This window comes from Cupriavidus sp. FW305-27 (genome assembly GCF_058787995.1).
In genome coordinates this window covers 1-25,049 of sequence record NZ_JBYTAG010000054.1, presented here as the reverse complement: position 1 = coordinate 25,049, position 25,049 = coordinate 1, and the positions used below count along the sequence as shown (strand labels likewise).

The following is a 25,049-nucleotide window of genomic DNA, read 5'->3' as shown; positions in this document are numbered from 1 at the left end:
ACCATGGATCCGCAACTGCTCGATTACTACAATCGCGAGCTCGTCTATATGCGCGAGCTGGCCGGGGAATTCGCCAAACAGCACCCGAAGGTCGCGAAACGGCTGGGCATGCAGGGCATCGAGGTGGCCGACCCCTACGTCGAGCGCCTGATCGAGGCGTTCTGCTTCCTGTCAGCGCGTACCGAGATCAAGCTGGACGCAGAGTTCCCACGCTTCACCCAGCGGCTGCTGGAGGTGATCTACCCCAACTATGTGGCGCCGACGCCATCGATTGCGGTCGCGCAGTTCCGACCCAGCCAGAACGAGGGCGATTTTGCGCATGGCGTGGAGGTTCCGCGCGGCACGGAGGTCAACGCGGCGGCGGCGCCTGGAGAGAAGACGGCCTGCCAGTTCAGGACCACGCAGCCGTTGACACTGTGGCCGGTTGAGATCACCGAAGCGCGGCTCACTGGCATTCCGCCCGATGTCAGGGGGCCGGAGCGCTATGTGCCCGCCCATGTGACAGTACAGGGTGCACTGCGGTTGCGCCTGCGCTGTACGCGAGGCGCGACCTTCGACCAGCTGCCCGGCCTGGACCACCTGCCGGTCTATCTGCGCGGCGATGACCTGATCGCCTCACAACTGTTCGAACTGTTGCACAGCGCCGGTGTGGCGACGCTGATCGGACACCCCGGGGCCATGAGCGAGCGCCCCTGCGCAGTGGCGCAGGATGCTGTCAGTTACGTGGGAATGGGACCGGGCGAAGGCGCGCTGCCTTTGCAGTGGAACAGCTTCCACGGGCACAACCTGTTGCATGAGTACTTCGCTTGCCCACAGCGCTTCTATTTCTTCGGCCTCAACAAGCTCGCTCAGGGCCTGAGCCGGATCCGCGGCAAGGAAGCCGAGATCGTCGTGCTGCTGTCAAAGCCGCCCCGGGATCTGACCAGCAAGGTCGACCGCGAACAGTTCGCGCTGTTTTGCACACCGGTGGTCAATCTGTTTCCAAAGCGCACCGATCGCATCGAGGTCACGCCGGGCCGCGCCGAGTTTCACCTGGTCGCCGACCGGCAGCATCCGCTTGACTACGAAATCCACACCGTCAGGCAGCTCTGCGCACAAAGGTCCGAGCACAGCGCAGGCATCGACTTCCAGCCGCTCTTTACCACCCTGAATAGTGATGAAGGCAACCACGGCCGCTACTTTTCCCTGCGGCGCGAGCGTCGGCTGATCTCTGAGCAGGCTCGCAAGTACGGCACACGCACGGCATACGTCGGCACCGAGCTGTTCGTGTCGCTGGTGGACCAGAACGAAGCTCCCTACCCGGACGCCTTGCGCTACCTGTCAGTGGAATCGCTGGTTACAAATCGCGATCTGCCCAATCTTGTACCGCGCAATGGCCGGCACGACCTGACCCCGGCAGCTTCCATCCCCGTGGACGGGATCGGCCTGATCCGCGCGCCGTCGGCACCACGGCCGCCCTATGCGGACGGAGAAATGGCCTGGCGCCTGATACGGCTGCTGGGCTTCAACTACTTGTCGCTGACCGACCTGGAGCATCGCTCAGGCGGCCAGGGCCTGCGTGACATGCTGCGGCTTTTCGTGGCGAACGACGACCTCGCGCACCAGGGGCAAATCCAGAGCCTGATCGGCGCGAACGTGAAGCCAGTCATGCGCCGGCTGCCAGGCAACGGGCCCTTGATCTACGGCCGCGGCATCCAGTGCCAGCTCACGGTGGACGAAGGCGGCTTCTCCGGCATCAGCCCATATCTGTTCGGCGTGGTGCTGGAGCATTTCCTGGCGCGCCACGTCTCGGTCAATGTCTTCACGCAAACCGAACTGCACTCCATGCAACGCGGCCTGGTGCATCGTTGGCCCGTGCGCATGGGCGGCCGCAGCGCCGTGTAGCCATGTTCAAAGGCAACGACGACAATGTGCCGCCCTCGCCGGCGGCGACGGCCGCGCCCGGAAACTATGCCGGCCAGGCGCCGTGGAAGCTGAGCTTCCTGGGGCTCCTGCGGCATCTGTCCGCCCGGCACCCTGACTTGCCCCCGATCGGGCAGGCAAGCCGGCCACGCGACGAGCCTTTCCGGGCTGGCCAGCAGGCCGCGCTCACCTTCGCGCCCCGGGAGATCGCGCAGGTGCAGCCGCTGGCCGGCCGGCTCAAGGTGCAATTGTTTGGCTTGGGCATGCTGGGGCCGAACGGGGCGCTGCCGATTCACCTGACGGAAGTTGTACGCGAGCGTAGCGAAGCACACCGGGACAACACCACCGCCGACTTCCTGGATCTTTTCCACCATCGCGCCTTCACGCAGTTCTACCGCGCGTGGGCAAGCGCCCAAGCCACCGCGGGCCTCGATCGGCGCGACGGCGAGGTGTTCTCCCGCTATGTCGGCTGGCTGGCGGGCAATGAAGCCGACGAAATCGCGCACAGCACCCTGCCGCCGCACGCCCGGCTCGCTGCGAGTGCGCACCAGGTGCGCGAAGCGCGCGATCCCGACGGCATCGCGGCCACGCTTTCTCACTTCTTTGGTGTGCCCGTCAGGCTTGAAGAGTATGTATTGCACTGGATCGCCGTCGATCCGGCCGAGCGCAGCCGCCTGGGACACCCGGGCGCCCCAGGCGTCATGGGGCAAGGCGCCATGCTTGGCGAAATGGTGCCGGACCGCCAACACAAGTTCCGCCTGGTGATCGGCCCGCTCGGGTTGCAGCAATACTTGAACTTCACGCCGAACGGCAGGGATCTTCCGACGCTCATCGAATGGGTGCGCGCCTTCGTCGGCTTCGAGTTCGTCTGGGAAGCCGAGCTGCAGGTGATCCCGGACTCGGCGCCGCCTGCCATCCTGGGCTCGCAGGAACGCCTGGGCTGGTCCACATGGCTGGGCGAACCGGATCGAAGCCGCGCCATCACCGGCATGGTGTTCGAGCCCGAACACTATGCAACACACTGACCATGAATGCCAAAGCCAAGGCCGTACCGGTGCCAAGACCCGACTTTCCCTTCCCGGAACTGCTGGAACCTGTCGCACCCGACAGGCCATGCGGTGACGACCTGGAGTACGACCCTGAGTTCGTCGTGCTGCTGGCCAAGGCGGCGCCGAAGCCCGACGCGCAGTACGGCAACTTCGTCAGCGAGCCCGAAGCCATCAACTGGGCGGATCTGGAGCGCGACTGCCGGCGCCTGCTGCTGCGCACGCGCGACATCCGCATCCTGGCGCTGCTGCTGCGCTGCCGTACCCGGCTAGGCCAGGCAAGCGGTCTGCGCGACGGACTCGCGGCCATGGCGCGGCTGCTGGCAAAATGGCCCGATGCCATCCATCCGCAGTTATGCGTCGATGGCGAAACCGATCCCGCGATGCGCGCCAATGCGCTCGCCGCGCTGACCGACCCGGAGGGGCTGATGCGGGACGTGCGGGAGTTGACGATCACAGGCAACGCGGCGCTCCGGCTGCAGATCCGGGATGTCGAGCGCTCGCTCGGCGTGCCGCGGCCCGCGGACGCCCTGGCGCCGGAATCGGTGCGGCAGCAAATGCAGGATCTGCGCCAGCAGAACAGCCCCGCCCTCACGGCACTCGACGAGGCCGCAGGCCAGGCAGCGGCCATTGACGGTTGGGCAAAAGCCAACCTCCGGCAGGACAGCCCCGACTTGAGCCCTCTGCTCAAGCTGCTTGGCATGATGACGAGCACTGTCGCGACCGCCCCGGCACCGCCGGTCGCTGCATCCACCGCCGCGCCAGTCGCTTCTCCTTCATGCGGCGATGCTGCCGGCGGTCTTTCCCCTGCCGCAACCGCCGTGCACTCAGGCGCCTGCAAACCGCGGGATCGCGATGCCGCCCTGGCCACCATCCGCACCGCGCGTCAATGGTTCGAGTTCCACGAACCCAGCAGCCCGGTGGCACTGCTGCTCAGGCAAGCCGAGCGGCTGACCGGCAAGCGCTTCGATGAAGTGTTCCAGGCGATCCCTGCGGATCTGGTGGAGCGCTGGGCGCAGGACACATAGCGGCAACCGGCCTGCAAGCTACTCCAGCATCGCCCGATGCCGCCCCAGCGCCTCGCGCACGATGTCCAGCAGCCCGCTCCCTGCCTCGGCATCCACATGCCCCAGCAAGGCCTTGCGCATGCGCGGCTCCCAAAACCGCTTGATATGCCCTGCAATATCAGAGACGGCCTCTTCCCGATCCGGCATGGCCTCGAAGAAGCTGCCGATCTGGTTGGCCATGGTGATGAGGTTGTCGATCTTCATGCCAGGCTCGCTTCGTGCTGCAGGCGTTGGGGATGGGCATAGACCACGTGCGCGCCGGCGCGCACGAAGCCGGCCAGGGTGATGCTGGCTTGTTCGGCAAGCCGCACGGCCAGCGCCGTCGGTGCGGACACTGCGGCGAGCACGCCGGCGCCGATGGCGGCGGTCTTCAGCACCATTTCATAGCTGGCGCGGCTGGTCACCAGCACCGCGCCGCTGGAGATGTCCTCGCCGCTGCTGGCGAGCGCGCCCGCCAGCTTGTCCAGCGCGTTGTGGCGGCCCACGTCTTCACGCACCAGTGATACATGGCCATCGGCACGCAGCCATGCGGCAGCGTGCGTCGCACCCGTGTGTTGCTGCAGTTCCTGCCGCAGTTGCAGTTGCACGAACGCGGCCTGGATCACGTCGGTATGGAAGCTGGCATCGCTGCGCACCGGTGCCGGCAGGCGCATCACCTGTTCCAGCGATTCGGTGCCGCACAGCCCGCAGCCGGTGCGCCCGGCCAGCGAGCGGCGGCGGTCCTTGAGCCGCATGAAGGCTTCCGATGCGATCTCCAGCTGCACGGCGATGCCGTGCTCGCGCGTGTCGATCTCGATGTCATAGACGTCGCTGGCACGGGTAACGATGCCTTCGCTCAGGCTGAAGCCGAGTGCGAAGTCCTCCAGGTCGGCCGGCGTCGCCAGCATCACCGCGTGCGAGATGCCGTTGTACACCAGCGCGACCGGCACTTCCTCGGCCACTTCATCGGGGCTCAGCATCAGCTCGCCGCGGCGCCAGCGGCTGACGGCGAAGGTGCTGTGAGTGGGCGGCTCGGCGTCTCCGGCCGCGGCCGGATGCACCTCCGGTGACTGCATGCAGCGCATCATGGTGCGGCCCTCCGCTCAGCGTACGGCCTGCGCCGGGTCGGCGCTGGCGGCTTCCAGCAGTTGCAGCTGCTGGGCGTTGAACTCCTGGTACTCCCGCTGCCACGCCGACGGCTGCGCCACCGGCAGCACCTGCACCGCGGTCACCTTGTACTCCGGGCAGTTGGTGGCCCAGTCGGAGTTGTCGGTGGTGATCACGTTGGCGCCGGATTCCGGGAAGTGGAAGGTGGTGTAGACCACGCCCGGCTGCATGCGCTCGCTGACGATCGCGCGCAGCACCGTGTCGCCGGCACGGCTCTGCACCCCGACCCAGTCGCCGTCCTTGATGCCGCGCTCCTCGGCATCGTGCGGATGGATCTCGAGCCGGTCCTCGGCATGCCAGTAGACGTTGTCGGTACGGCGCGTCTGCGCGCCGACGTTGTATTGCGACAGGATGCGGCCGGTGGTCAGGATCAGCGGGAAGGCGCGCGTGATCTTCTCGGTGGTGGGCACGTACTTGGTGATGATGAACTTGCCCTTGCCGCGCACGAAGGTGTCGATATGCATGGTCGGCGTGCCTTCCGGCGCGTCGGCGTTGCACGGCCACTGGATGCTGCCGAGCTGGTCCAGGCGCTTGTAGCTGACACCGGCGAAGGTCGGCGTCAGGCGCGCGATCTCGTCCATGATCTCCGACGGATGCTTGTAGTCCATCGGGTAGCCCAGCGCATTGGCCAGCAGGATGGTGGCTTCCCAGTCGGCATAGCGCGCCTTGGGCGGCATCACCTTGCGCACGCGCGAGATGCGGCGCTCGGCGTTGGTGAAGGTGCCGTCCTTTTCCAGGAAGGACGAGCCCGGCAGGAACACGTGCGCGTACTTGGCGGTCTCGTTCAGGAAGATGTCCTGCACCACGATGCATTCCATCGATGACAGCGCCTCGGACACGTGCTGCGTGTTCGGGTCGGACTGGACAATGTCCTCGCCCTGGCAGTAGAGGCCCTTGAAGCTGCCGGCCAGCGCGGCTTCAAACATATTGGGGATGCGCAGGCCCGGCTCGGGGCTGATCTCGACATTCCACGCGGCTTCGAACAGACCGCGCGTGGTCGAGTCCGACACGTGGCGATAGCCCGGCAGCTCATGCGGGAACGAACCGATGTCGCACGAGCCCTGCACATTGTTCTGCCCGCGCAGCGGGTTCACACCCACGCCTTCGCGGCCGATATTGCCGGTGGCCATGGCGAGGTTGGCAATGCCCATCACGGTGGTTGAGCCTTGCGCATGCTCGGTCACGCCCAGGCCGTAGTAGATCGCAGCGTTGCCGCCGGTGGCATACAGGCGTGCGGCACCGCGCAGCTGTTCCGCCGGAATGCCGGTCACGCTTTCCATCGCCTCCGGCGAGTTCTCCGGCAGCGAGACGAAATCGCGCCATTGCTGGAAGGCGCGGTCCTCGCAGCGCTCGGCGATGAAAGCTTCGTTGAGCAGGCCTTCGGTGACGATCACGTGGGCCAGCGAGGTCACCAGCGCCACGTTGGTGCCCGGGCGCAGTTGCAGGTGATAGTCGGCACGGATATGCGGGGAGTCGACCAGGTCGATGCGGCGCGGATCGACCACGATCAGCCTGGCGCCGGCGCGCAGGCGCTTCTTCATGCGCGACGCAAAGACCGGGTGGCCGTCGGTCGGGTTGGCACCGATCACCATGATCACGTCGGCCTTCTCCACCGACTTGAAGGTCTGCGTGCCGGCCGATTCGCCCAGGGTCTGCTTCAGGCCGTAGCCGGTCGGCGAATGGCACACGCGCGCGCAGGTGTCGACGTTGTTGTTGCCGAAGGCTGCGCGCACCAGCTTCTGCACCAGGTAGCCCTCTTCATTGGTGCAGCGCGACGACACGATGCCGCCGATGGAGTCCTTGCCGTGCTCGGCCTGGATACGCTTGAACTGCGACGCGGCATAGTCGATCGCCTCTTCCCACGACACCTCGCGCCACGGATCGGTGATCTTGGCGCGGATCATCGGCTTGAGGATGCGGTCCTTGTGCGTGGCGTAGCCCCAGGCAAAGCGGCCCTTGACGCAGGCGTGGCCTTCATTGGCCTTGCCGTCCTTGTACGGCACCATGCGCACCACTTCATTGCCCTTCATCTCGGCCTTGAACGAACAGCCCACGCCGCAATAGGCACAGGTGGTCACGGTGCTGTGCGAGGGCTGGCCGAACTTGATCACCGAGGTCTCGGTCAGCGTCGCGGTCGGGCACGCCTGCACGCAGGCGCCGCACGAGACGCAGTCCGATTCCATGAACGACTGGCTGGTTCCGGGCGAGACGCGGGAATCGAAGCCGCGGCCGCTGATGGTCAGGGCGAAGGTGCCCTGCGTTTCCTCGCAGGCGCGCACGCAGCGGTTGCAGACGATGCACTTGGAGGGGTCGTAGGTGAAGTAAGGATTGGATTCGTCCTTCTTCATCTGCGTGTGGGTCGCGATCGGCGCAGCTTCCGGGCCGCCGTCGTTGTAGCGCACTTCACGCAGGCCGACCACGCCGGCCATGTCCTGCAGCTCGCAGTTGCCGTTGGTCGGGCAGGTCAGGCAATCGAGCGGGTGGTCGGAGATATACAGCTCCATCACGCCGCGGCGCAGGTCGGCCAGCTTGTCGCTCTGGGTCTTGACCTTCATGCCGGCTTCGACCGGCGTGGTGCACGATGCCGGATAGCCGCGGCGCCCTTCGATCTCGACCAGGCACAGCCGGCACGAGCCGAAGGCTTCGAGGCTGTCGGTGGCGCACAGCTTGGGGACGGCGATCTGCGCTTCCATCGCGGCGCGCATCACCGAGGTGCCGGCGGGCACGGTGACGCTGACGCCATCGACCTCCAGGGTGACCAGTTCGGTGGATGGGCTGGCGGGCGTGCCGAAATCGATCTCGTTGCGGGCGTTCATGGCGGTTTGTCTCCCGTGTCTCTGCTGGACCTGGCTCAGGCGGCCTTGGCTGGGTTGGAGGCGAGGCCGAAGTCCTCGGGGAATTCATTCAGCGCGGACAGCACCGGGTACGGGGTCATGCCGCCCATCGCGCACAGCGAGCCGTTGAGCATGGTGTCGCACAGGTCGCGCACCAGGGCGACGTGCTTGACCGGCTGCTCGCCGGCGATGATGCGGTCCATCACTTCGACGCCGCGGGTCGAGCCGATCCGGCACGGGGTGCACTTGCCGCACGATTCGATCGCGCAGAACTCCATCGCGTAGCGGGCCTGCTTTGCCATGTCGACGGTTTCATCGAACACCACGATGCCGCCGTGGCCGACCACGCCGCCGAACGCGGCATAGGCTTCATAGTCCAGCGGCACGTCGAAGCGCGACTCGGGCAGGTAGGCGCCCAGCGGCCCGCCCACCTGCACCGCGCGGATGGCGCGGCCGCTGCGCGTGCCGCCGCCGTAGTCGACCAGCAGCTCGCGCAGCGTCACGCCGAACGCCTTTTCCACCAGTCCGCCCTGCTTGATGTTGCCGGCAAGCTGGAACGGCAGCGTGCCGCGCGAACGGCCCATGCCGTAGTCGCGGTAGTACTGCGCGCCGCGCGCCAGGATCACCGGCACGGTGGCCAGCGAGATCACGTTGTTGATCACCGTGGGCTTGCCGAACAGCCCCTGCAGCGCCGGCAGCGGCGGCTTGGCGCGCACCACGCCGCGCCGTCCTTCCAGGCTTTCCAGCAGCGCGGTTTCCTCGCCGCAGACATAGGCGCCGGCGCCCTTGCGCACTTCGAGGTGGAAGCGCTTGCCGCTGCCGCGGATGTCGTCGCCGAGCCAGCCGGCGGCGTTGGCGATACCAATCGCGCTTTCCAGCACGGCAATCGCGTGCGGGTATTCGGAACGGCAGTAGATGTAGCCCTGCTCCGCACCCACCGCAAGCGCGGCAATGGTCATGCCTTCGATCAGCATGAACGGGTCGTCTTCCATCACCATGCGATCGGAGAACGTGCCCGAGTCGCCCTCGTCGGCATTGCAGACGATGTACTTGACCGCGGACTGCGCGCCCAGCACGGTCTTCCACTTGATGCCGGTCGGGAACGCCGCGCCGCCGCGGCCGCGCAGGCCGGAGTCGGTGACCTCCTGCACGATCTCGGCGGGCTGCATCGCCAGCGCGCGCTCCAGGCCGGCAAAGCCCTCATGCGCGCGGTAGTCGTCCAGCGACAGCGGATCGGTGATGCCGACGCGGGCGAAGGTCAGGCGCTCCTGCTGCTTCAGGAAGGGGATCTCTTCGGTGACGCCCTGCGACAGCGCGTGCTCGCCGCCTTGCAGCAAGCCGGCGTCGAACAGCCCCGGCACGTCTGCGGCGCTGACCGGGCCATAGGCCACGCGGCCGGCTCCGGTCTGCACCTCGACCAGCGGCTCCAGCCAGAACATGCCGCGCGAGCCATTGCGCACAATGCGCACGTGCTCGTTGCGCGCCGCGGCTTCACGCGCGATGGCGCGGGCGACGTCGTCGGCGCCCAGTGCCAGCGCGGTGGAATCGCGCGGCACGAAGATGGTGGTGATCGTGATCATGCCTGTGCCTCCGCGGCTTCCGTGGTCTTTTCCGCGGACGACTCGCGCAGCGAGCGCACCAGCGCGTCGAAGCGCCTGGCATCGACATAGCCGTGCAGCTGCTCGCCGACCATCACGGCGGGGCCGCAGGCGCACTGGCCCAGGCAATAAACCGGCTCCAGCGTCACCTGCCCGTCCGCGGTGGTTTCATGAAAGCCACAGCCAAGTGCGCGCTGCGCATGCTCGGCCAGCGCTTCGGCGCCGACCGACTGGCAGGCTTCGGCGCGGCAGACCTGCACCACGTGGCGCCCGGCCGGCTGCTGGCGGAAATGGTGGTAGAAGGTGATCACGCCGTGCACCTCGGCGCGCGACAGGTTCAGCGCGCGGGCAATGACGGGCACGGCGGCGTCGGGGATATAGCCCTGTGTGTCCTGGATCTCATGCAGGATCGGCAGCAAGGCGCCCGGTATGTCCTGGCGCGCGGCCACGATGGCGGCGATGCGCGTGGCATCGGCGGATGCCGGTGCGTGGGGGGAAATTTCTGGCATAGCGTCTCCTGTGAGGCATTGCGCAGATCGGCAGCGCGGCCTCTTATATGCTATTTTTTTCCTATTTACGGGCTGTGACGTCGCCGTTTTTTCCCGTTTGAAGGACTATATGAGAGTGACAGCGGCCCTTCAATAAGCTATTTTCTACATATGATTCGCATCTCGATCCACCCGCACCTGCAGATCCGGGACGACGCCAGCCCCGGTGGCGAGGCCCTGGACGTGTCCCGCCTGGTGGCCCTGCTCGGCCATATCGAGGAATCCGGCAGCATCAGCCACTCGGCGCAGGCGGTATCGCTGTCCTACCGCTACGCCTGGGGCATCCTGCGCGATGCCGAGGCGCTGTTCGGCGGCCCGCTGATCGACAAGACCCGCGGGCGCGGCAGCGCGCTGACGCCGCTGGCGCAGCAGTTGGTGTGGGCCAGCAAGCGGATCGGCGCGCGGCTGTCGCCGACGCTGGACAGCCTGGCGTCCGAGCTGGAGATCGAGTTGAAGAAGCTGATGGACCAGCCCGAAGCCACGGCGCGGCTGCATGCCAGCCACGGCTTCGCGGTGGCGGCGCTGCGCGACTTCCTCGACGAGCAGCAGGTGCGGCACGACCTGAAGTACTGCGGCAGCGTCGAGGCCGTGGCGGCACTGGCCGAAGGCGCCTGCGATATCGCCGGCTTCCATGTGCCGGTGGGCGAGTTCGAGCACGGCATGTGGCGGCATTTCACCACCTGGCTCAAGCCGGACACCCACTGCCTGGTGCACCTGGCGGTGCGCAGCCAGGGACTGTTCGTGCGGCCGGACAACCCGCTTGGCATCCACACGCTGGAAGACCTGACCCGGCGCGAGGTGCGCTTCGTCAACCGCCAGGTGGGCTCGGGCACGCGCCTGCTGCTGGACCTGATGCTGGCCGCGCGCGGCATCGACACGGCCCGCATCGAGGGCTACAGCAACGGTGAATTCACCCACGCCGCGGTGGCCGCGTATATCGGCAGCGGCATGGCCGACGTGGGCTTTGGCGTGGAAACCGCGGCGCGGCGCTTCGGGCTGGCGTTCGTGCCGGTGATCAAGGAGCGCTACTTCTTTGCGATCGAGCGCGCCAAGCTGCGCAGCGCGGCACTGGCCGGCGCGGTGGACGCGCTTACCAGCGAAGCCTTCCGCCAGCGCGTCAATGCACTGCCCGGCTACGACGGCACGCTGACCGGCACCGTGCTGACGCTGGAAGAAGCGTTCCCGGATTACGCTGAGGCGCGCTAGCGCTCCAGCAACGAGAGGCGGTCAGGATGACCGGCCCATTGCTCATGGCCGGGGATCGGCCCTTTGGCCTTGAGCAACGGCAGCCAGTCAGCGCGCCGCGACAGTTCGGCATTGAGGGCAATGAAATGGCGCTGGTCCTCGGGCAGGTCATGCTCCGAGTAGATCGCGCCGACCGGGCACAGCGGCACGCACATCGAGCAATCGATGCACTGGTCGGGGTCGATGGCGAGGAAGTTGGGCCCTTCGTGGAAGCACGACATCGGGCAGACTTCGACGCAATCGGTATGGCGGCACTGGATGCAGGCATCCGTCACGACAAAGGTCATGGGGCAGTTGCGGTACGGCGGGTGATGACCGCGTGATGGTAACGCCCCGCCCGCGGGCGCGGGACGCGCCGCATTGTGCGACTCCTTCAAATCCGCTGAAGAGCCGCGCCCGGCCTGGCCCGGGCGCAGGCGCGTCAAGCGGTCTCGCGCATCAGTTCTTCCTTGCGCGCCGCCATGGCCTGTGCCACGTCGCGCAGGTTGACCTTTTCCTTGATCGCGTTCTTGAACAGCTCGCCCTCCTCTTCCTCGATATGGTGGGCAACGTATTCTGACAGCACCGTGTAGTTGGCCTCGAGCTTGTCGCCGGCCGGATCCTCCTCGATCGCAGCGATCAGGTCCTTCGCCACCTGGTGCTCGACCTCGGCTTCGTCCAGCAGGTCGTCGATCTCGTCGCTGACGCCGCGCAGCGCCGGATAGAAGATCTCCTCCTCGATGGTGGCGTGCACCGTGAGCTGGTGGCACACGTCCAGCGCGATCGCCTGCTTCTCGTCGCGATCTTCAGTGTCCTTGAACGCCTTGAACTGCTTCTTGACAGCGCGATGGTCGTCCATCAATGCGCCGAGGGCCTGGGCCTGGTCTGCGGGAATCTTCGACTTGTCCACGGCTTTCTCCTGGTGGGATTTGCCGGCGCTCCGGCTTTGCGCTGGGGAGAACGCAGATTCCGTGCCCGCCCCAGCGCAGGCAGCGCACCTGCCAGTCGTTGCAATTCCTGCGCGAAGCCTTGTAATTGTGCCCGCAGCGCCGCGTCGGTCGGACCAGGCTTGCCGCGGCTTCATTTGCCTGCATACCGTGCCTTGGGAGCCCCCTCACCTTTGCCCTGTGCGGGGCAAGCGCGGCATGAAATTTGCGGCGTGGCGCAGTAAGCCGAAACAGGAGTATCCCTGTCCGAAATGCAACCGATACCGGACGGCGCGTCCGCGCCGTTCATCACCACCATGCCGACCTCATTCCTCTACTCCAATTGTGCCGATGGCCAGCCGGCCATGATGGACGAATTACAAACCGCGCGCGAGGCCGGCTATGGCGTAGATGCGCGCCATGCCTTCTGGGAAGAAGAGCCCGCGTCAGTGCCCGCGCTGCAGCGCCCGCGCCTGCGCGCGCTGCAGCACCAGGTGCAGCCGGCCGACTCGGTCGTGTCACTGCGGCTGTGCAGCCTGGGCTGGAGCGTGCCCGAGGTGCTGGCCACCATCCGGCGCTTCCGCCTGCTGGGGGTGGCGTTGTATTGCGTGCAGCTGTCCCGTGACGACCTGGCCAACACCACGCCGCCGGAGGCGGTCGAGGTGCTGCGTGCGGTCGCCGCGCTGGAAGGCGCCGCCCGCAGCGTGCGCGTGCGCGAGAGCCTGGCCGCGGCCAAGGCCATGGGACGTCAGGTGGGCCGCCCGCCCAAGCACACGCCTGAACAGCGCCATGCGATCCTGAACGCGCTGGCCGCGGGCAATTCAGTGAGCGAGACCGCGCGGCGCTTCAGCACTTCACGCCAGACCGTGCTGCGCATCCGCGCCGCCGAGCCAGGCGCCCAGCCCCATGCGGCATCCGCGGCCATGGCCGACGCTGAAGAATCGGCGACCGAAGCTGCCACCGGATGAGACCGACAGCAGCACAGCGCGCCGTGCCCCCATGCCCGAGCACAGGAAGCTGCCCGTCAGCCGCGATGAACTGAACCAATGCCGGCGTTGCCCGTTGTGGCGCAATGCCACCCAGGGCGTGCCCGGCGCCGGCGCCGCCCATGCGCGCATCATGCTGGTTGGCGAGCAACCGGGGGCGCAGGAAGACCTGCAGGGCTCCCCCTTCGTCGGCCCGGCCGGGCACCTCCTGGACGAAGCACTGGCCAGCGCGGGGCTGGACCGCGACAAGCTCTTCATGACCAATGCGGTCAAGCACTTCAAGTTCGAATGGCGCGGCAAGCGCCGGCTGCACAAGTCGCCGGCACAGCAGGAGATCGAGGCCTGCAGCCTGTGGCTGGAGCGCGAACTGGAGAAGGTCGGGCCCAGGGTCGTGGTCGCGCTTGGCGCCACCGCGGCTCGTGCGGTGCTGGGCCGCAAGAGCGTGTCCCTGGCTGGAATGATGGAGACGCCAGTCGAGCACGAGGGACGGCTTGTCATCGCCACCTACCACCCGTCGTTCGCCTTGCGCCAGCGCACCGACGAGGCGCGAGCCGCCACCTTCGACCGCATCGTGCGCAGCCTGCGCGCCGCCGCGCGGCTGGCGCGCGGCGGCGCGGAAGGCTGAAGCATCAGGCCACTCCCTGAAGGGAGAAGATTCCATCGGCCGGCAGGATACCGTCACGACAAAGTACCGAAGTCTTGCAAGTTCTCGATACCGAAATGTTATCGAGTCGCGAGAAAAATGGTAATGGATTAATCGCTGGGCGCTTCTTAAAGTTGCACGGACAGAAGGCGATCGCCCTCTCGTTCTCCCAACTTCATTGCACCAAGGAATCAGCATGGATCCCACTCCTCAGGAAATGGAAGCCACCCGCATCGCGCGCTGGGGCAAGGTCAAACCTTACGGTGAGACCTTCATCGAAAGCCGCCTGCCCGGCATGAAGAAGAACATCTACAAGATCATGAACCGCGGCGTGCTCGAGAACAAAGGCGTCGAGCCGGCGATTCCGGGTAACCACCGCTTCGGCGTGACCTTTATCGAAATCCCGGTCGGGCAAGGCGCCAGCCTGCACGCGCACAAGACCGAGGAAGTGTTCTGCCCGTTGAATGGCCAGATGGAAGTCATCTGGGGCGAGAAGGGCCAGTACTCGCTGATGCTGAACCAGTGGGATGTGATCTCCTGCCCGATCGGCGTGATGAGAGGGTTCCGCAACCCTAACGACCACGCCCTGGTCGTGTACTCGGTGGTCGGCGGCACCGACGAGGAGTGCGGCCGCATTGCCTGGCACCCGGACGTAGTGAAGGCAGCCGAGGCCACCGGTCTCGTCTACGGCAAGGACGGCTACATCACGGAAACGGAAGCGGACAAGGCGGAACACCGCGCCGCAGACTGAAGACGGCCGCCGGGTCGCTCAGGGTGCTAGCGCCCAGTAGCCTTCGGCGCTAGCCCGGGCTGCCGCAGATTCCGACCTTGGCCGAGTCCGGCTTTGCGGGCTATCGTTCCGAGACCATACAGGCGCTGTTTGCTCCGGCAGGCGCACCCGAGCCGCCACCTGTACGTCCGTCGCATCCTGCCGAGCAGCGAAGTGCGGCAACAGTCGCGCGATCTCGGCTTCGAGGCCGTGGCTGTGCCAGCCCACAGAACTCGCTGCCCGGGTCGCGGAAAATGTCCCGCTCCGGGCCGAAGTCGCGAACAAGGCACGTATCCAGAGCGACTGAGACCGGGCGCCAATGTCCGTCTCCTCGCCAGGCAACATCCACTCTTTCAATCATCAGGAGCCGACCATCATGACATCTGCCTCCGCAGAAAGCGCGCTCGCGCCATCCGCATCGAACGCGCAATCGATTCCAGCCACCCCCGAGGCACTGCTGAAGGCCGTGCTCAAAGCGAATTCCGGGACACACGACCCGCGCACCAGGACCATTCTTGATGCGCTTATCCGGCATGCGCACGCCTTCGCGTCAGAGGTCCAACTGACCTATGAGGAACTCCACCATGGCCTGGACTTCATGGTCCGCATCGGCCAGGCCACCGGACCGAAAAAACACGAGGGCATCTTGCTGGCGGATATTCTCGGGCTTGCCACGCTGGTGCTTCTGATGGATGCCAAGGCCGTGCTTGCAGCCGGCGGCACCGAGCCCGCGCTGATCGGCCCGTTCTGGCGTGCGAACCAGCCGGTTCGCGCCAACGGCGCGCACATCGCAACCCCGGACACCACGGGCGATCCGCTGTTCGTGCAGGGACGCGTCGTGTCGATCGACGGCACGCCGATCGCCGGCGCGCGCGTCGAGACATGGCAGGCAGCGCCAAGCGGCCTGTACGAGAACCAGGACGAACACCAGGAGGACATGAACCTGCGTGGCGCGTTCGAGACCGATGCCGACGGGCGCTTCTGGTTCGAGAGCGTGCGGCCCTCAGGCTATGGCGTCCCGATCGACGGCCCCTGCGGCGACCTCCTGGCCCTGCAGAACCGCGACCACATGCGCCCGGCCCATCTTCACTTCATCGCCATCGCACCAGGGCACAAGGTACTGACCACGCAGATCTTCGATGCCCTGGATCCCTTTGCCTTCAGCGACGCGGCGTTTGGCGCCGTCGGCTCGCTGCTGCGCGATTTTGAGCCGGTCGATGGCGGCGGCTTCCGTCTCGATGTCGAACTGAAACTCGAACCGGGGGAGACGCGCCTGCCCAAGCCGCCCTTGCCCTGAACCTCTTTCGACTCACGGAGATGTTGAACCTGCCCGCCCGGCGCCCTGCAACTTGGCGCCGAAGCCGCGGACCCTGACGTGCTCGCTCCGTAGTTCATTCAGGTCACGCGACCGCCAGCATTGGATGTCCACGCAATCGTGGCAGTGCTGGCGGTCGCCAGTCCGGCGCCATGCGCGGACGCGGCGATCCGGCCGGGCTTGTTCTTCCGGCGTCATGACCAAACGGCATCGCTCGATGCCGCTTGGCAAGAACCCCTGCCGACTCAGGGCACCAGCACGAAACGCTGGCGCGCGCCCCTGGCCTGCGCGGCCCACACTTGCCCGACATCCTCCAGCGGCGCGGAGACGATATCGATTTCCATGCGCCCTGCCGCGGTATGCCGGCATAGCTCGGCATAGGCCTGCGCCTGGACCGCGACGGGCGCATGGTAGTAGGCAAAGCCCATGATGTCGAAACACGCCTTGCGCGCCGCGGCGCCGGCAAAGGCAATGGTGGGCGCCACCGTGGTGCCGATATGGACCAGCCGCCCGCCGTGGCCAAGCGCCAGCAGCGCGGCCTCTGCCGGCGCGCCGCACAGGTAATCCAGCACGATGTCGACGTTGCCGTCGGCCGCGTTGCGATAGGCATCCAGCAAGTCGCCGGGCTGGTCGAGCGGCACCACCGCATCCGCGCCAAGCCGGCGTGCGCGCTGCAGCGCCTGCACATTGCGCCCTGCCGCGATCACGCGGCCGGCACCCAGCAGCTTTGCCGCGGCCACCGCCAGCAATCCCGAGATACCGGTCGCGCCGAGCACGAGCACGGTCTCGCCCGGCTGCATGCGCGCCCGCCACGACAGCGGCAGCCATGCCGCCAGGCCGGCGTTGCCGAGCGCGGCGGCGCGCTCGTCATCGATGCCGTCCGGCACCGGGAAGGTCAGCGCCGGATCCACCAGCGCGCGCTGCGCCATCGAGCCGAACGGCGCGACCGGTGCGTTGACGTTGAAGTAGACCCGTTGTCCATCCGCAAGCCGCCCCACGCCCTCGCGCCCGACGACAAAGCTGCCCGCCGCCGGCTTGATGTAATGCCGGCCCTCGGCAATGGCCATATCCAGCCGTGACAGCGCCGCGGCGCCTACGTCAACTACCACCTGCCCGCCCGCCGGGGTGGGATCGTCAAACTCCTGGTACACCGGCGCCCTGCCGGCGAGCGAAACCGCTCCTTTCATGTGCTTCTCCTTGTCCTTGATGTCCTTCTGGTCCGGGTCGATCTGCGACTTGGCATCGCCTAGTCAGCAGATTACAATGCAATCGATTGCACAACAAACGCGAAGCTGGCCGGCATCGAGGCCGATTCTAGGAATGGCCGCAGCCCGGCGTCCAATCCACTTTTTGGCGGCATCCCGATAACCAGAAGGTATGGCAAGCAGCCTGCCGCACATGGCACGACAGCGATGAGCAAACCCACCATCAAGCAGATCGCCGAGGCATTGGACGTCCATCCTTCGACCGTGTCGCGCGTGCTCAACCCCGAGACCCGCCACCGCATCGGCGACGAACTGGTGGCGCGCGTGCTCAAGGCGGCACAGGACCTGCACTACTCGCCCAACCGCATCGCGGCGGCACTGCGCACGCGGCGCTCAGGCACCATCGGCGTGGTGGTGCCTGACATCGGCAGCCCGGTGTTCCCGCCGATCGTACTGGGCATCGAGAACGCCCTGTCCCGGCATCGCTATATTCCGATCGTGGCCAATGCCGGCGGCGACAAGGCGCGCCAGACCTTTATCGTCGACCAGCTGCTGGCGCGCCAGGTGGACGGCCTGATCCTGGCCACCGCCGAGCGCAACGACCCCGTGGTGGCGCACTGCCTGGCGCAGGGCGTGCCCATTGTGATGGTCAACCGCAGCGACGATGCGGGGCGCGTGTCGAGCGTGGTCGGCGACAGCCGCCAGGCGATGGCGCTGGCAGTCGGCCACCTGCATGCGCTGGGCCACCGCCGCATCGGGCATGTTGCCGGGCCATCCAGCCTGTCGACCGGGCATGAACGCGAGGCGGGCTTCCTGCAGGCAGTGGCTGACCTGGGCCTGTCCGCGTCCCAATGCCCGGTGGAGCGTGCGCCGGCTTATACGGAAGACGCCGGCCAGGCCGCGTGCGCGCAGCTGCTGTCGCGGCGGCAGCGCATCACCGCGGTCGTGGCCGCCAATGATTTCCTTGCGCTCGGCTGCTATGCGGCCGTGCGCGCGGCGGGCGGCAGCTGTCCGTCGGACCTGTCCGTGGTCGGTCACAACGACATGCTGCTGATGCACGCGGTGTCGCCGGCACTGACCACCATCCGCGTGCCGTTCTACGAGATGGGCACGCGCGCGGCGGCGCTGATGCTGGGCGCGCTCGACGGCAGCATCGCCACCACGGCGCGGACCCTGCTGACTCCCGAGCTGGTGGTGCGGGCATCAACCCGGCCCCTGTAAGGCGGCCGCCATATGGCTCCGCTTCTTTGTGCCTTATCGTGCAATCGATTGCACGATAAGGCACCTACCCTGAGGCATGACGATGGATCTCCGACAGCTTCGCTATTTCAAGGTGCTGGCCACGCTGCAGCACTTCGGCCGCGCCTCGGCTGCGCTGCACATCGCGCAGCCCGCGCTGAGCCGGCAGATCCGGCTGCTCGAGGAAGAGCTGGGCGTGCGGCTGCTGGAACGCCATGTGCGCGGCGCCACGCCCACGCCGGAAGGCCTGGTGTTGCTGGACCGCGCGTCCTTCCTGCTGCGCTATGCCGACCAGGTCAAGGTCGACATCGCCGACCTGGCGGCCTCGCCGCGCGGGCTGGTGGCGCTGGGACTGACCCCGGCGCTGGCGCCGCTGCTGTTCATCCCGCTGGCCGAGGCGCTGCGCCAGCGCTATCCGGAAATCCGGCTGCGACTGGTCGAGAACTTTGCGCCCGCGCTACAGGATGCGTTGCTGCAAGGCACGCTCGACGTCGGGCTGCTGAGCGGGCCGGTGTCGAGCCCCGGGGTCTCGGTAGTGCCGCTGGTTGCCGAAAGCCTGTGCGCGATCGGCCCCTGGGGCGCTGCGTCGCTGGGGGATGGGCCTGTGGACATTGAACAGCTGCAGGGCCTGCCTCTGATCCTGACTGGGGTGTCCAAGTCAGGCGTGCGCCTGGCGCTGGAAGCGCTGGCGGCGCGCCAGCGGGTGGAGCTGCAAGTCACGATGGAGGTCGAATCAATCGAGGTGGCCAGGCGCCTGGTGGTGCGCGGGTTCGGCTGGACCGTGCACTTTGCCGCGGCGATACGCGACGAGCTGCAGGCGCAGCGTCTGCAGGCCTTGCCGATTCGTGGGCTGGAGTTGCATCGGATGATCGGCTATGCGGCCGCGCGGCCGCCGTCGCGGGCGACGCTGGCTGTGATGGAAACGCTCAGGGATGTTGCCAGGGAATTGGCGGTTGATGGGAACTGGCCTAATAGTCGGTTGTTGGGGGAGGTTTTGGATAGTTAGCGGACGCGCTTGGCGGGCGCGGCTGTTGGGCAGTCCACCTCGTCATGCAGCCGCGCTACGGCGCTTGTATTTTGGGGGAACCCGTGGCCACCACGCCATTGTGGTCGGTCATATCGCCCGTTTGGGTGGGCGGCGCGTTGACTCGAAAACGCACGCCTTCCAGTAGCTTGTCCCAAAGGACAATGGCTTCCTCGTCGCTCAGCGATGCCTTGTCCGCAGCGACGACCTCTGTTCGCATATTCGCGTGGATCCAAGCTGGGTGCAGCGTAGAACGTTCCCTACTAAAGTATTGGGCACCACTCCCGAGATTAGCTTCCGCCGGGACCTCCATCGCATAGCGCCCAAAGCAAACCTGCTTGGTCTTGGCAAAGAGGGTCTGCAAGCGCGGTGACATCGCTACGGATTCCAACTTTCCGTTCTCCGGCGCGGCATACGATTGGCCGCCCACCATCAGCAGGGCAGTCATGCTGATGATGGCCAAGGCGCGGTGGATCATTGCTCCTCCCATGTTGTAGTGCTTGTGCGATCTGTCATGTCACCGACCGTGATGATGCGGCGGGGGCTCATGTGCTGGCCTCGCCCATCCACGTCCAGACAACCAGCGCTTCGTCGGACGGCAAAAGCCCGAAGCGGATCATCGGCATCCCTTTTTGCCGCAGGATGCCGGACTTGCTGGCCACCCAATCCGCCTGAGGGTGTTCGGGCGGAAGCGAGGCGCGCCAGATGCCGGACAGCGGGGTGGTTTCGCCCGACCGAACCGTGACCGGATCACCGGTCTGCGTCGGCGGTGCGTTCACGCGGAAACGCACACCATCCAGCAGCCTGTCCCAGAGGGCTACAGCTTCTTCGTCCGTCAGCGATGCCTGATCCGCAGCGCCGATGCGATTGGCCGCCACCTTGGTGTACATCTTGGCGCCGATCACTGCCGGATGCAGCGTCGTTCGCTCCCTGCCAACAGCTTCCCACTCGAAGTCATGTGTGCCATCCGCACGGCGGACCAGCGATTCTTCCCCTTGCCAGACGCCGACCGTGCGCTTGCCCTCGCGCAGGGTCGTCAATTTCGGGTAGCGGCTACCCAGGTACTTCCTTTGCTCGGCAATCGAAGTCAGCAGACCAGGTTCGCCGTCCACGCTGGCCAGCTTGTTGGAGTCCACGGAAAAGCTCACATCGGGCAGGCTGGGCAGCCGAATGCCTGCGCCAAAGATTTCCTGATAGCTGCCGGACGCGTCCGCGACGAAGCCGTGGTCGATGCAGACGCCGGGGGCCGTGGGGATTTCTGCGTTGTCGCGTGCACGCAGCGCTCGAATCAGTTCGGGGTTCTTTCGTCCGCCCGACCACTCATACAGATGCGGCCCTGCCGTGACAAAGGTGTAGGTCCCTTCGGCCCCATATTGCTTGGCGACATCGCTTGGGAACCAGCGAACTTGTACACTGTGTTCCGTTGGCCCCCGCCCGAAGTAAGTGATTTCAGCCGTCTTGTCTTTTGCGAGTTGCGCCGCGCGATATGTTTCCGCCATTTCCATCAGCCTGCCTGCCGCGCCGACATGGGTCACAATTTCGCCGGGGAAATCCTGGAAGCCCCACAGTAGTTTGGCTTCCGCCGGGACTTCCATCACATAGCGGCCAAAGCACACTGGTTTGGTCTTGGCGAAGAGAGTCTGCAAGCGCGGCGACAGTGCAACGGGTTCCGACATCTTGTTCTCCGGATACGCAAACGATTGGCAACCCGCGAGCAGCAGGCCAGCCAAGATCGTGGTGAAGCCGCAGCGGGTCATATGCCCCACCATGGCGCAGTGTTGGCAATCTTGATGATCGAATACAGCGCGCTCGCCAGCACCTGGTCATTCTGATAGCTGCCCTGATGCTCGTAGCCGGTTTGCCGGAATAGCGTACCGCGCACGGCTTCGGCGGACGCCTTGGCAGGCACCGTCTGGTCCCCGGCATCTGTCGGCGGCTCCAGGCGCAGGGTGAGCGTCTGATTGCCTCTGGTGCGCACCACGATGCGGCCCTCGGCATCCTCGCTCTCGATGGTCCACGTGAGTGGGTCGCCATGCGGTGCCAGATCGGCAGTGTCCGCCCGCCAGGTCACGCTGCCGTAGCATTTCTGCGAACTGTCCTCGCCGTAGCTCGCATAGGTCGTGGGGTGATACAGGTCCTTGATCTTCTTGTGGAATTTCTGCGCTTCGGCGATTTTCCACTTAGCGGCCGTATCTGCATCCATATCGACGTAAGGCTTGTTAGCCGGATTGATCCAATCCGGATTCAGCAGCCGCCACCAGCACTTCGGATTGCGCGTGTAGATGTCGTAGACCGGATCGCCCACCGCCATCGGCGGCGCCGGCTTGTCCACGCCCAGCTTCTGATGCAAGTCCAGATCGCTCAGATACGCCTTCAGCGGTGCATCCGATGCAATCGGCAGCGCCATGGCCTGTCGGTAGTCGCCGGTCTGCAGACGCAACCATCCTCGCGGATAGGAGGCGGTCGGCAGCAGCTCCAGCGGCCCCGAGGCATTGGCAAATACCGCCGTCACTTCCTTGCCTGTTCTGCCCATGACATTGCGGGCAATGTTCCCAACCAGATTGTCCTGCACGTCGGACCCTGTGCGCACGCGCTTGTAGGCCGCCCCGGCGCCGAGCGCAGGCTGGACGCTATGGTAGACGCCGAGAATCTTGTCCTGCGCGTTGCCGTAGTCCGGATGCAGCAGGGCGCGGGCCACCAGGCCACCCATCGAGTGCGTGACGACGATCACCTTTTTGCACTGCCGCCCGTTGGCCTTGTACATCCCGATGATTTCGTCGATGCGCCTGGCCAGCTTCTTTGCGGACGTGCCATTGCTTTCCAGCCAGTTGTAGCCCATCGCGTAGACCGGATACCAGCAGTTCGCCACGCGCAGGACATCGGCCTCGGTCAGCGCATCGCCGGCGCCGCCCCAATAGGCGGGGTTGACGCCCAGCACTTCCACCTTCTTGCCCTTCTTCCAGGCCGGCGAGAGCTCCCCGGCCACCAGCATGTCGTTCAGGTGAGCCTCCATCAGCTTGATCACCTCGCCGTAGGTCTCGAACATGACTTCGCTCCAGCCGCGCCAGCGGGCCTTCTGCGCGGCGGTGGCCTCGTGCTTGCCACGCTTGGCCTTCCACTGCTCGGCGGCAGGCGGCAACGGCGCGCTCATCAGCAAGCCGATGTCGGGCAGCCCATCGGGGACGTTGGCGTGCCGCTTGTCGGAATTGACCGTTTCCTCGCCGGTCATGTCGAACTTTCCGGCGTCCTCGGTGATCTCGTAACGGTCCACTTCGGTTTCATCGGGATCGAAGTTCATTTGCCGGCGACCCGGAGAGTCGTTGCGGCGGGCAAGCGTGTCCCCAGTGTCATCCGGCCGCCAGGCAATGTTGTCGTCGCGCTTGAGATCTTCCTGCCGCTTCCGGCTCATGCGAAGGTGGCTCCCCATGATGCCCGGCAGGAAGATGACCGGAATCACCTTGTCAGGCGGCACCGGCAGACTGGCGCGGCGCGTGTCGGTCGAAGGTGTGAGTGCAACGACGGCTCCGGCGTGTCCGCCGATCTCTTCGCCGGTTTTCAGATGGATGCGATCAGTGGCCACTTGCGGACTCCAGAATCTGAATCATGATGTTTTCAGCGCCCTGGCTTTGCTGGAACTTGGTCAGCCCATCGGGGCCGGTGAGGCCCTCGATCACGTTGCCGTCGGATTGCGTCAGCCGGAATTTCCAGTTCCTGGCGGGCGAGCCGTCGGGCAGATGCAAGTACACCTCCTGATCGAAATCGCTCTGTGGTAGCGCCAGGGCGCTGGGGTTCATGCCATCCGGGCCATCGACACTGAAATCGGTCGCGTGAATCTGCCTTACCCCGCCCATGCCCTCGACGATCTGCGAGGGAGTCACGCGCATATAGGTCTGCCCGACCTTGAACAGAATGCCCTGGTCGGCCTCGAAAACGATGTCGCCAAGCGCGCGGAAATGAATGTTGCGTTTGGCGGTGCCCTTGATGTCGCCATCCTGCGCTTCGAGCGCAATGTGGTCCGTGGCGGCCACCAGCCGTATGCCGAGGCTGTGCGCGAACAGCGCAATCCGTCGCGCCGCGCTGGCAAAGATGCCGCCGCTGCTGACGATGGATGCATGCTTGCCAGTCGTGACAGCCAGATGCTCGCCGCTGTGCAATTGGGTGGATTTGGCGGTCGTCGCGGCCAATCCTGCTGCCGACGCAAGGACGAGATGAGGCGCGGTCAACTCGCCATTGACCTCGCCCGAACCGCGGATTTCTTCATCTTGGGCCTTGAGCGCCTTGGCGACGTCCTGCTGTTCCTCATCCTGCGCGTGATGGTGCTGCGCGAGCTGGCCCATGGTGTCGTGGGCATGCTGGGCCTGCTGCAGCCGGTCAACCGTCTCGCCCATGTCCTTATGGTGCGCCCTGGCATCGGGTCGGGGCTCGGTGCTGATCAGCAGGCCATCGCCGCCGCGCACGGCACCGTGCCCATCGGTGCGCAATTCGAAGCCGTTGCCCCGATGATCCTGGCGACCCCGGTTGTCCTCGATGCGGCTCAGGTAGCCCAGGCTCAGTTGCGAGCGCTGGTAGTCCGAGGACAGCTGGGACTGGATTTGCCCCTTGGTATCGTCGAACACCAGATGACCGCTGCTGGAGCCGTCATGCTCACGGCTGCGAATGCCGGTCAGCGCATGCTGATGCGGTAGCTGCCACGGCGGCATGTTGAGGCTGTTCGGCACCGCGCCCATCACGATGGGCTTGTCCGGATCACCGCCGTCCAGGAACATCACCAGCACTTCGCTGCCGATGCGCGGGATGCTGACCTGGCCGTACTGCGAACCCGCCCATGGCGTCGCCACGCGTACCCAGCAGGACATCCTGTTGAAGCGGTCCCACGGAAACTGCACGCGCACGCGCCCGAAGCGGTCGGGCCATACGATATGGCCTTCGGGGCCAACTACCGTCGCGCTTTGCGGGCCAGTGACCACTGGCCACGGGATGCTCAGTGCCGGACGGAAGACCTCATGGGTGGGGTGACACTCGAATTCCACCCGGCAGTGCCACCGCTGGCCTTCACCAGAGGCTTCGGCCACGTCTTCCAGCCTGAGGCTGGTGTTGAGCACCACGTATTCGCGGTTGGCGGCGTGCTGGGGGTGTCCCTTGACGTGCATGGTGCAGCCGGGCACCACGGCACGCAGGTTGCCGGCGCCAAAGCAGCGCAGGCCGCGCGAACGGATCTCCTCCATGCGGATGCGGGCGATCATGTCGCCTTCGTCCCACGGGCGGTTGTCCGTGGCGGGCTGGGCGTGCTCGCTGGGGAAGTCGTACACCTCCTGATGCAGCGCGCCAGTGTTCAGGCCCGTGTCCCGCGGGTCCGAACTGCTGGCGCTCAGGTTGCCGCGTGGCTGGGTGAAGCTGTAGGCATTGGTCGTGTACTTGCCTGCGACCACGGCATCGACAACCGAGAAGGCATCGAGGTGTTCCTGATCGACCCGGGCGCCAGGCGGATGGATTTCCAGCGCCTGGTACGCCTCGCTCGGCATGCTGAAATAGCCACCGACGTGATCGACCAGAACCAGGCGGTGCTTGCCGTCAGAA

The 25,049-nt window shown here is 66.1% G+C and carries 22 protein-coding genes; 10 read left to right on the top strand and 12 right to left on the bottom strand.

The genetic code is table 11. From position 1 onward, the window contains the following. Positions 1-3: 3 nt before the first annotated feature. Genes tssF through tssA form a run of 3 tightly spaced genes read left to right on the top strand, consistent with a single transcriptional unit; the run spans position 4 to position 3,976 of the window. A complete protein-coding gene (gene tssF, locus AC3WRI_RS23580) occupies positions 4-1,884 on the top strand; it encodes a type VI secretion system baseplate subunit TssF (RefSeq protein ID WP_041687169.1) in 1,881 nt (626 codons plus the stop codon). Between the two features lie 2 nt (positions 1,885-1,886). After that, positions 1,887-2,927 carry a type VI secretion system baseplate subunit TssG gene (gene tssG / locus AC3WRI_RS23575; protein ID WP_011614625.1) on the top strand — a complete coding sequence of 347 codons (1,041 nt, stop codon included), beginning with the start codon at positions 1,887-1,889 and terminating at the stop codon, positions 2,925-2,927. Positions 2,928-2,929: 2 nt separating this feature from the next. Beyond that, positions 2,930-3,976, top strand: a complete 1,047-nt coding sequence (tssA, locus tag AC3WRI_RS23570; protein WP_011614624.1) for a type VI secretion system protein TssA — start codon at positions 2,930-2,932, stop codon at positions 3,974-3,976. Positions 3,977-3,994: 18 nt separating this feature from the next. On the opposite strand, the gene AC3WRI_RS23565 is transcribed toward tssA, so the two are convergent. Genes AC3WRI_RS23565 through AC3WRI_RS23545 form a run of 5 tightly spaced genes read right to left on the bottom strand, consistent with a single transcriptional unit; the run spans position 3,995 to position 10,102 of the window. Next, complete coding sequence (locus AC3WRI_RS23565) at positions 3,995-4,219, bottom strand: formate dehydrogenase subunit delta (protein ID WP_010811246.1); 225 nt, start codon at positions 4,217-4,219, stop codon at positions 3,995-3,997. Continuing rightward, the gene (gene fdhD, locus AC3WRI_RS23560; protein ID WP_010811245.1) at positions 4,216-5,082 is read right to left on the bottom strand and encodes a formate dehydrogenase accessory sulfurtransferase FdhD; all 867 of its coding nucleotides are present in this window, start codon (positions 5,080-5,082) and stop codon (positions 4,216-4,218) included. Before fdhD ends, AC3WRI_RS23565 begins: the two co-directional genes overlap by 4 nt. A 15-nt stretch (positions 5,083-5,097) precedes the next feature. Beyond that, entirely contained in the window at positions 5,098-7,977 is a 2,880-nt protein-coding gene (fdhF, locus tag AC3WRI_RS23555; RefSeq protein WP_011614623.1) for a formate dehydrogenase subunit alpha, read from the bottom strand. A 35-nt stretch (positions 7,978-8,012) separates the two neighbouring features. Then, on the bottom strand, positions 8,013-9,575 hold the full coding sequence (locus AC3WRI_RS23550; protein ID WP_011614622.1) for a formate dehydrogenase beta subunit: 1,563 nt from the start codon (positions 9,573-9,575) through the stop codon (positions 8,013-8,015). After that, positions 9,572-10,102: a formate dehydrogenase subunit gamma gene (locus AC3WRI_RS23545; protein WP_011614621.1), complete on the bottom strand. Its 531-nt coding sequence runs from the start codon at positions 10,100-10,102 to the stop codon at positions 9,572-9,574. The genes AC3WRI_RS23550 and AC3WRI_RS23545 overlap by 4 nt, the downstream gene beginning before the upstream one ends. Positions 10,103-10,252: 150 nt before the next feature. Here AC3WRI_RS23545 and AC3WRI_RS23540 point away from each other — a divergent pair, with 150 nt between their 5' ends. Beyond that, positions 10,253-11,347: a substrate-binding domain-containing protein gene (locus AC3WRI_RS23540; protein WP_010811241.1), complete on the top strand. Its 1,095-nt coding sequence runs from the start codon at positions 10,253-10,255 to the stop codon at positions 11,345-11,347. On the opposite strand, the gene fdxA is transcribed toward AC3WRI_RS23540, so the two are convergent. Both fdxA and AC3WRI_RS23530 read right to left on the bottom strand, forming a co-directional pair. Continuing rightward, complete coding sequence (gene fdxA, locus AC3WRI_RS23535; RefSeq protein ID WP_010811240.1) at positions 11,344-11,673, bottom strand: ferredoxin FdxA; 330 nt, start codon at positions 11,671-11,673, stop codon at positions 11,344-11,346. The two genes, AC3WRI_RS23540 and fdxA, sit on opposite strands and share 4 nt — an antisense overlap. Before the next feature lie 134 nt (positions 11,674-11,807). Beyond that, complete coding sequence (locus tag AC3WRI_RS23530; RefSeq protein WP_010811239.1) at positions 11,808-12,275, bottom strand: hemerythrin domain-containing protein; 468 nt, start codon at positions 12,273-12,275, stop codon at positions 11,808-11,810. 288 nt (positions 12,276-12,563) lie between these two features. Here AC3WRI_RS23530 and AC3WRI_RS23525 point away from each other — a divergent pair, with 288 nt between their 5' ends. The 4 genes from AC3WRI_RS23525 to AC3WRI_RS23510 all read left to right on the top strand — a co-directional run bounded on the left by AC3WRI_RS23525 (position 12,564) and on the right by AC3WRI_RS23510 (position 15,986). Beyond that, positions 12,564-13,259: a recombinase family protein gene (locus AC3WRI_RS23525; RefSeq protein ID WP_011614620.1), complete on the top strand. Its 696-nt coding sequence runs from the start codon at positions 12,564-12,566 to the stop codon at positions 13,257-13,259. A gap of 31 nt (positions 13,260-13,290) precedes the next feature. Next, on the top strand, positions 13,291-13,902 hold the full coding sequence (locus AC3WRI_RS23520) for a UdgX family uracil-DNA binding protein (RefSeq protein WP_041687167.1): 612 nt from the start codon (positions 13,291-13,293) through the stop codon (positions 13,900-13,902). Positions 13,903-14,116: 214 nt separating this feature from the next. Continuing rightward, positions 14,117-14,671, top strand: coding sequence for a cupin domain-containing protein (locus AC3WRI_RS23515; RefSeq protein WP_011614618.1), 555 nt, complete (start codon positions 14,117-14,119; stop codon positions 14,669-14,671). 394 nt (positions 14,672-15,065) lie between these two features. Next, positions 15,066-15,986, top strand: a complete 921-nt coding sequence (locus AC3WRI_RS23510) for a dioxygenase family protein (RefSeq protein ID WP_010811235.1) — start codon at positions 15,066-15,068, stop codon at positions 15,984-15,986. Between the two features lie 263 nt (positions 15,987-16,249). On the opposite strand, the gene AC3WRI_RS23505 is transcribed toward AC3WRI_RS23510, so the two are convergent. Further along, complete coding sequence (locus AC3WRI_RS23505) at positions 16,250-17,191, bottom strand: zinc-binding dehydrogenase (RefSeq protein ID WP_011614616.1); 942 nt, start codon at positions 17,189-17,191, stop codon at positions 16,250-16,252. Positions 17,192-17,416: 225 nt separating this feature from the next. Between AC3WRI_RS23505 and AC3WRI_RS23500 the strand changes: the two genes are divergently transcribed. Together AC3WRI_RS23500 and AC3WRI_RS23495 are read left to right on the top strand one after the other, a co-directional pair. Continuing rightward, a complete protein-coding gene (locus tag AC3WRI_RS23500; RefSeq protein ID WP_010811233.1) occupies positions 17,417-18,430 on the top strand; it encodes a LacI family DNA-binding transcriptional regulator in 1,014 nt (337 codons plus the stop codon). A gap of 82 nt (positions 18,431-18,512) precedes the next feature. Next, positions 18,513-19,454, top strand: coding sequence for a LysR family transcriptional regulator (locus AC3WRI_RS23495; RefSeq protein WP_037025144.1), 942 nt, complete (start codon positions 18,513-18,515; stop codon positions 19,452-19,454). 55 nt (positions 19,455-19,509) lie between these two features. On the opposite strand, the gene AC3WRI_RS23490 is transcribed toward AC3WRI_RS23495, so the two are convergent. The 4 genes from AC3WRI_RS23490 to AC3WRI_RS23475 form a co-directional block, all read right to left on the bottom strand. Beyond that, the gene (locus tag AC3WRI_RS23490) at positions 19,510-19,950 is read right to left on the bottom strand and encodes a T6SS immunity protein Tli4 family protein (RefSeq protein ID WP_011614615.1); all 441 of its coding nucleotides are present in this window, start codon (positions 19,948-19,950) and stop codon (positions 19,510-19,512) included. Between the two features lie 67 nt (positions 19,951-20,017). Then, positions 20,018-21,229 carry a T6SS immunity protein Tli4 family protein gene (locus AC3WRI_RS23485; protein WP_011614614.1) on the bottom strand — a complete coding sequence of 404 codons (1,212 nt, stop codon included), beginning with the start codon at positions 21,227-21,229 and terminating at the stop codon, positions 20,018-20,020. Next, complete coding sequence (locus AC3WRI_RS23480; protein WP_011614613.1) at positions 21,226-23,052, bottom strand: esterase/lipase family protein; 1,827 nt, start codon at positions 23,050-23,052, stop codon at positions 21,226-21,228. Before AC3WRI_RS23480 ends, AC3WRI_RS23485 begins: the two co-directional genes overlap by 4 nt. After that, positions 23,042-24,994, bottom strand: a complete 1,953-nt coding sequence (locus tag AC3WRI_RS23475) for a type VI secretion system Vgr family protein (RefSeq protein ID WP_492294193.1) — start codon at positions 24,992-24,994, stop codon at positions 23,042-23,044. Before AC3WRI_RS23475 ends, AC3WRI_RS23480 begins: the two co-directional genes overlap by 11 nt. Between the last annotated feature and the right edge of the window lie 55 nt (positions 24,995-25,049).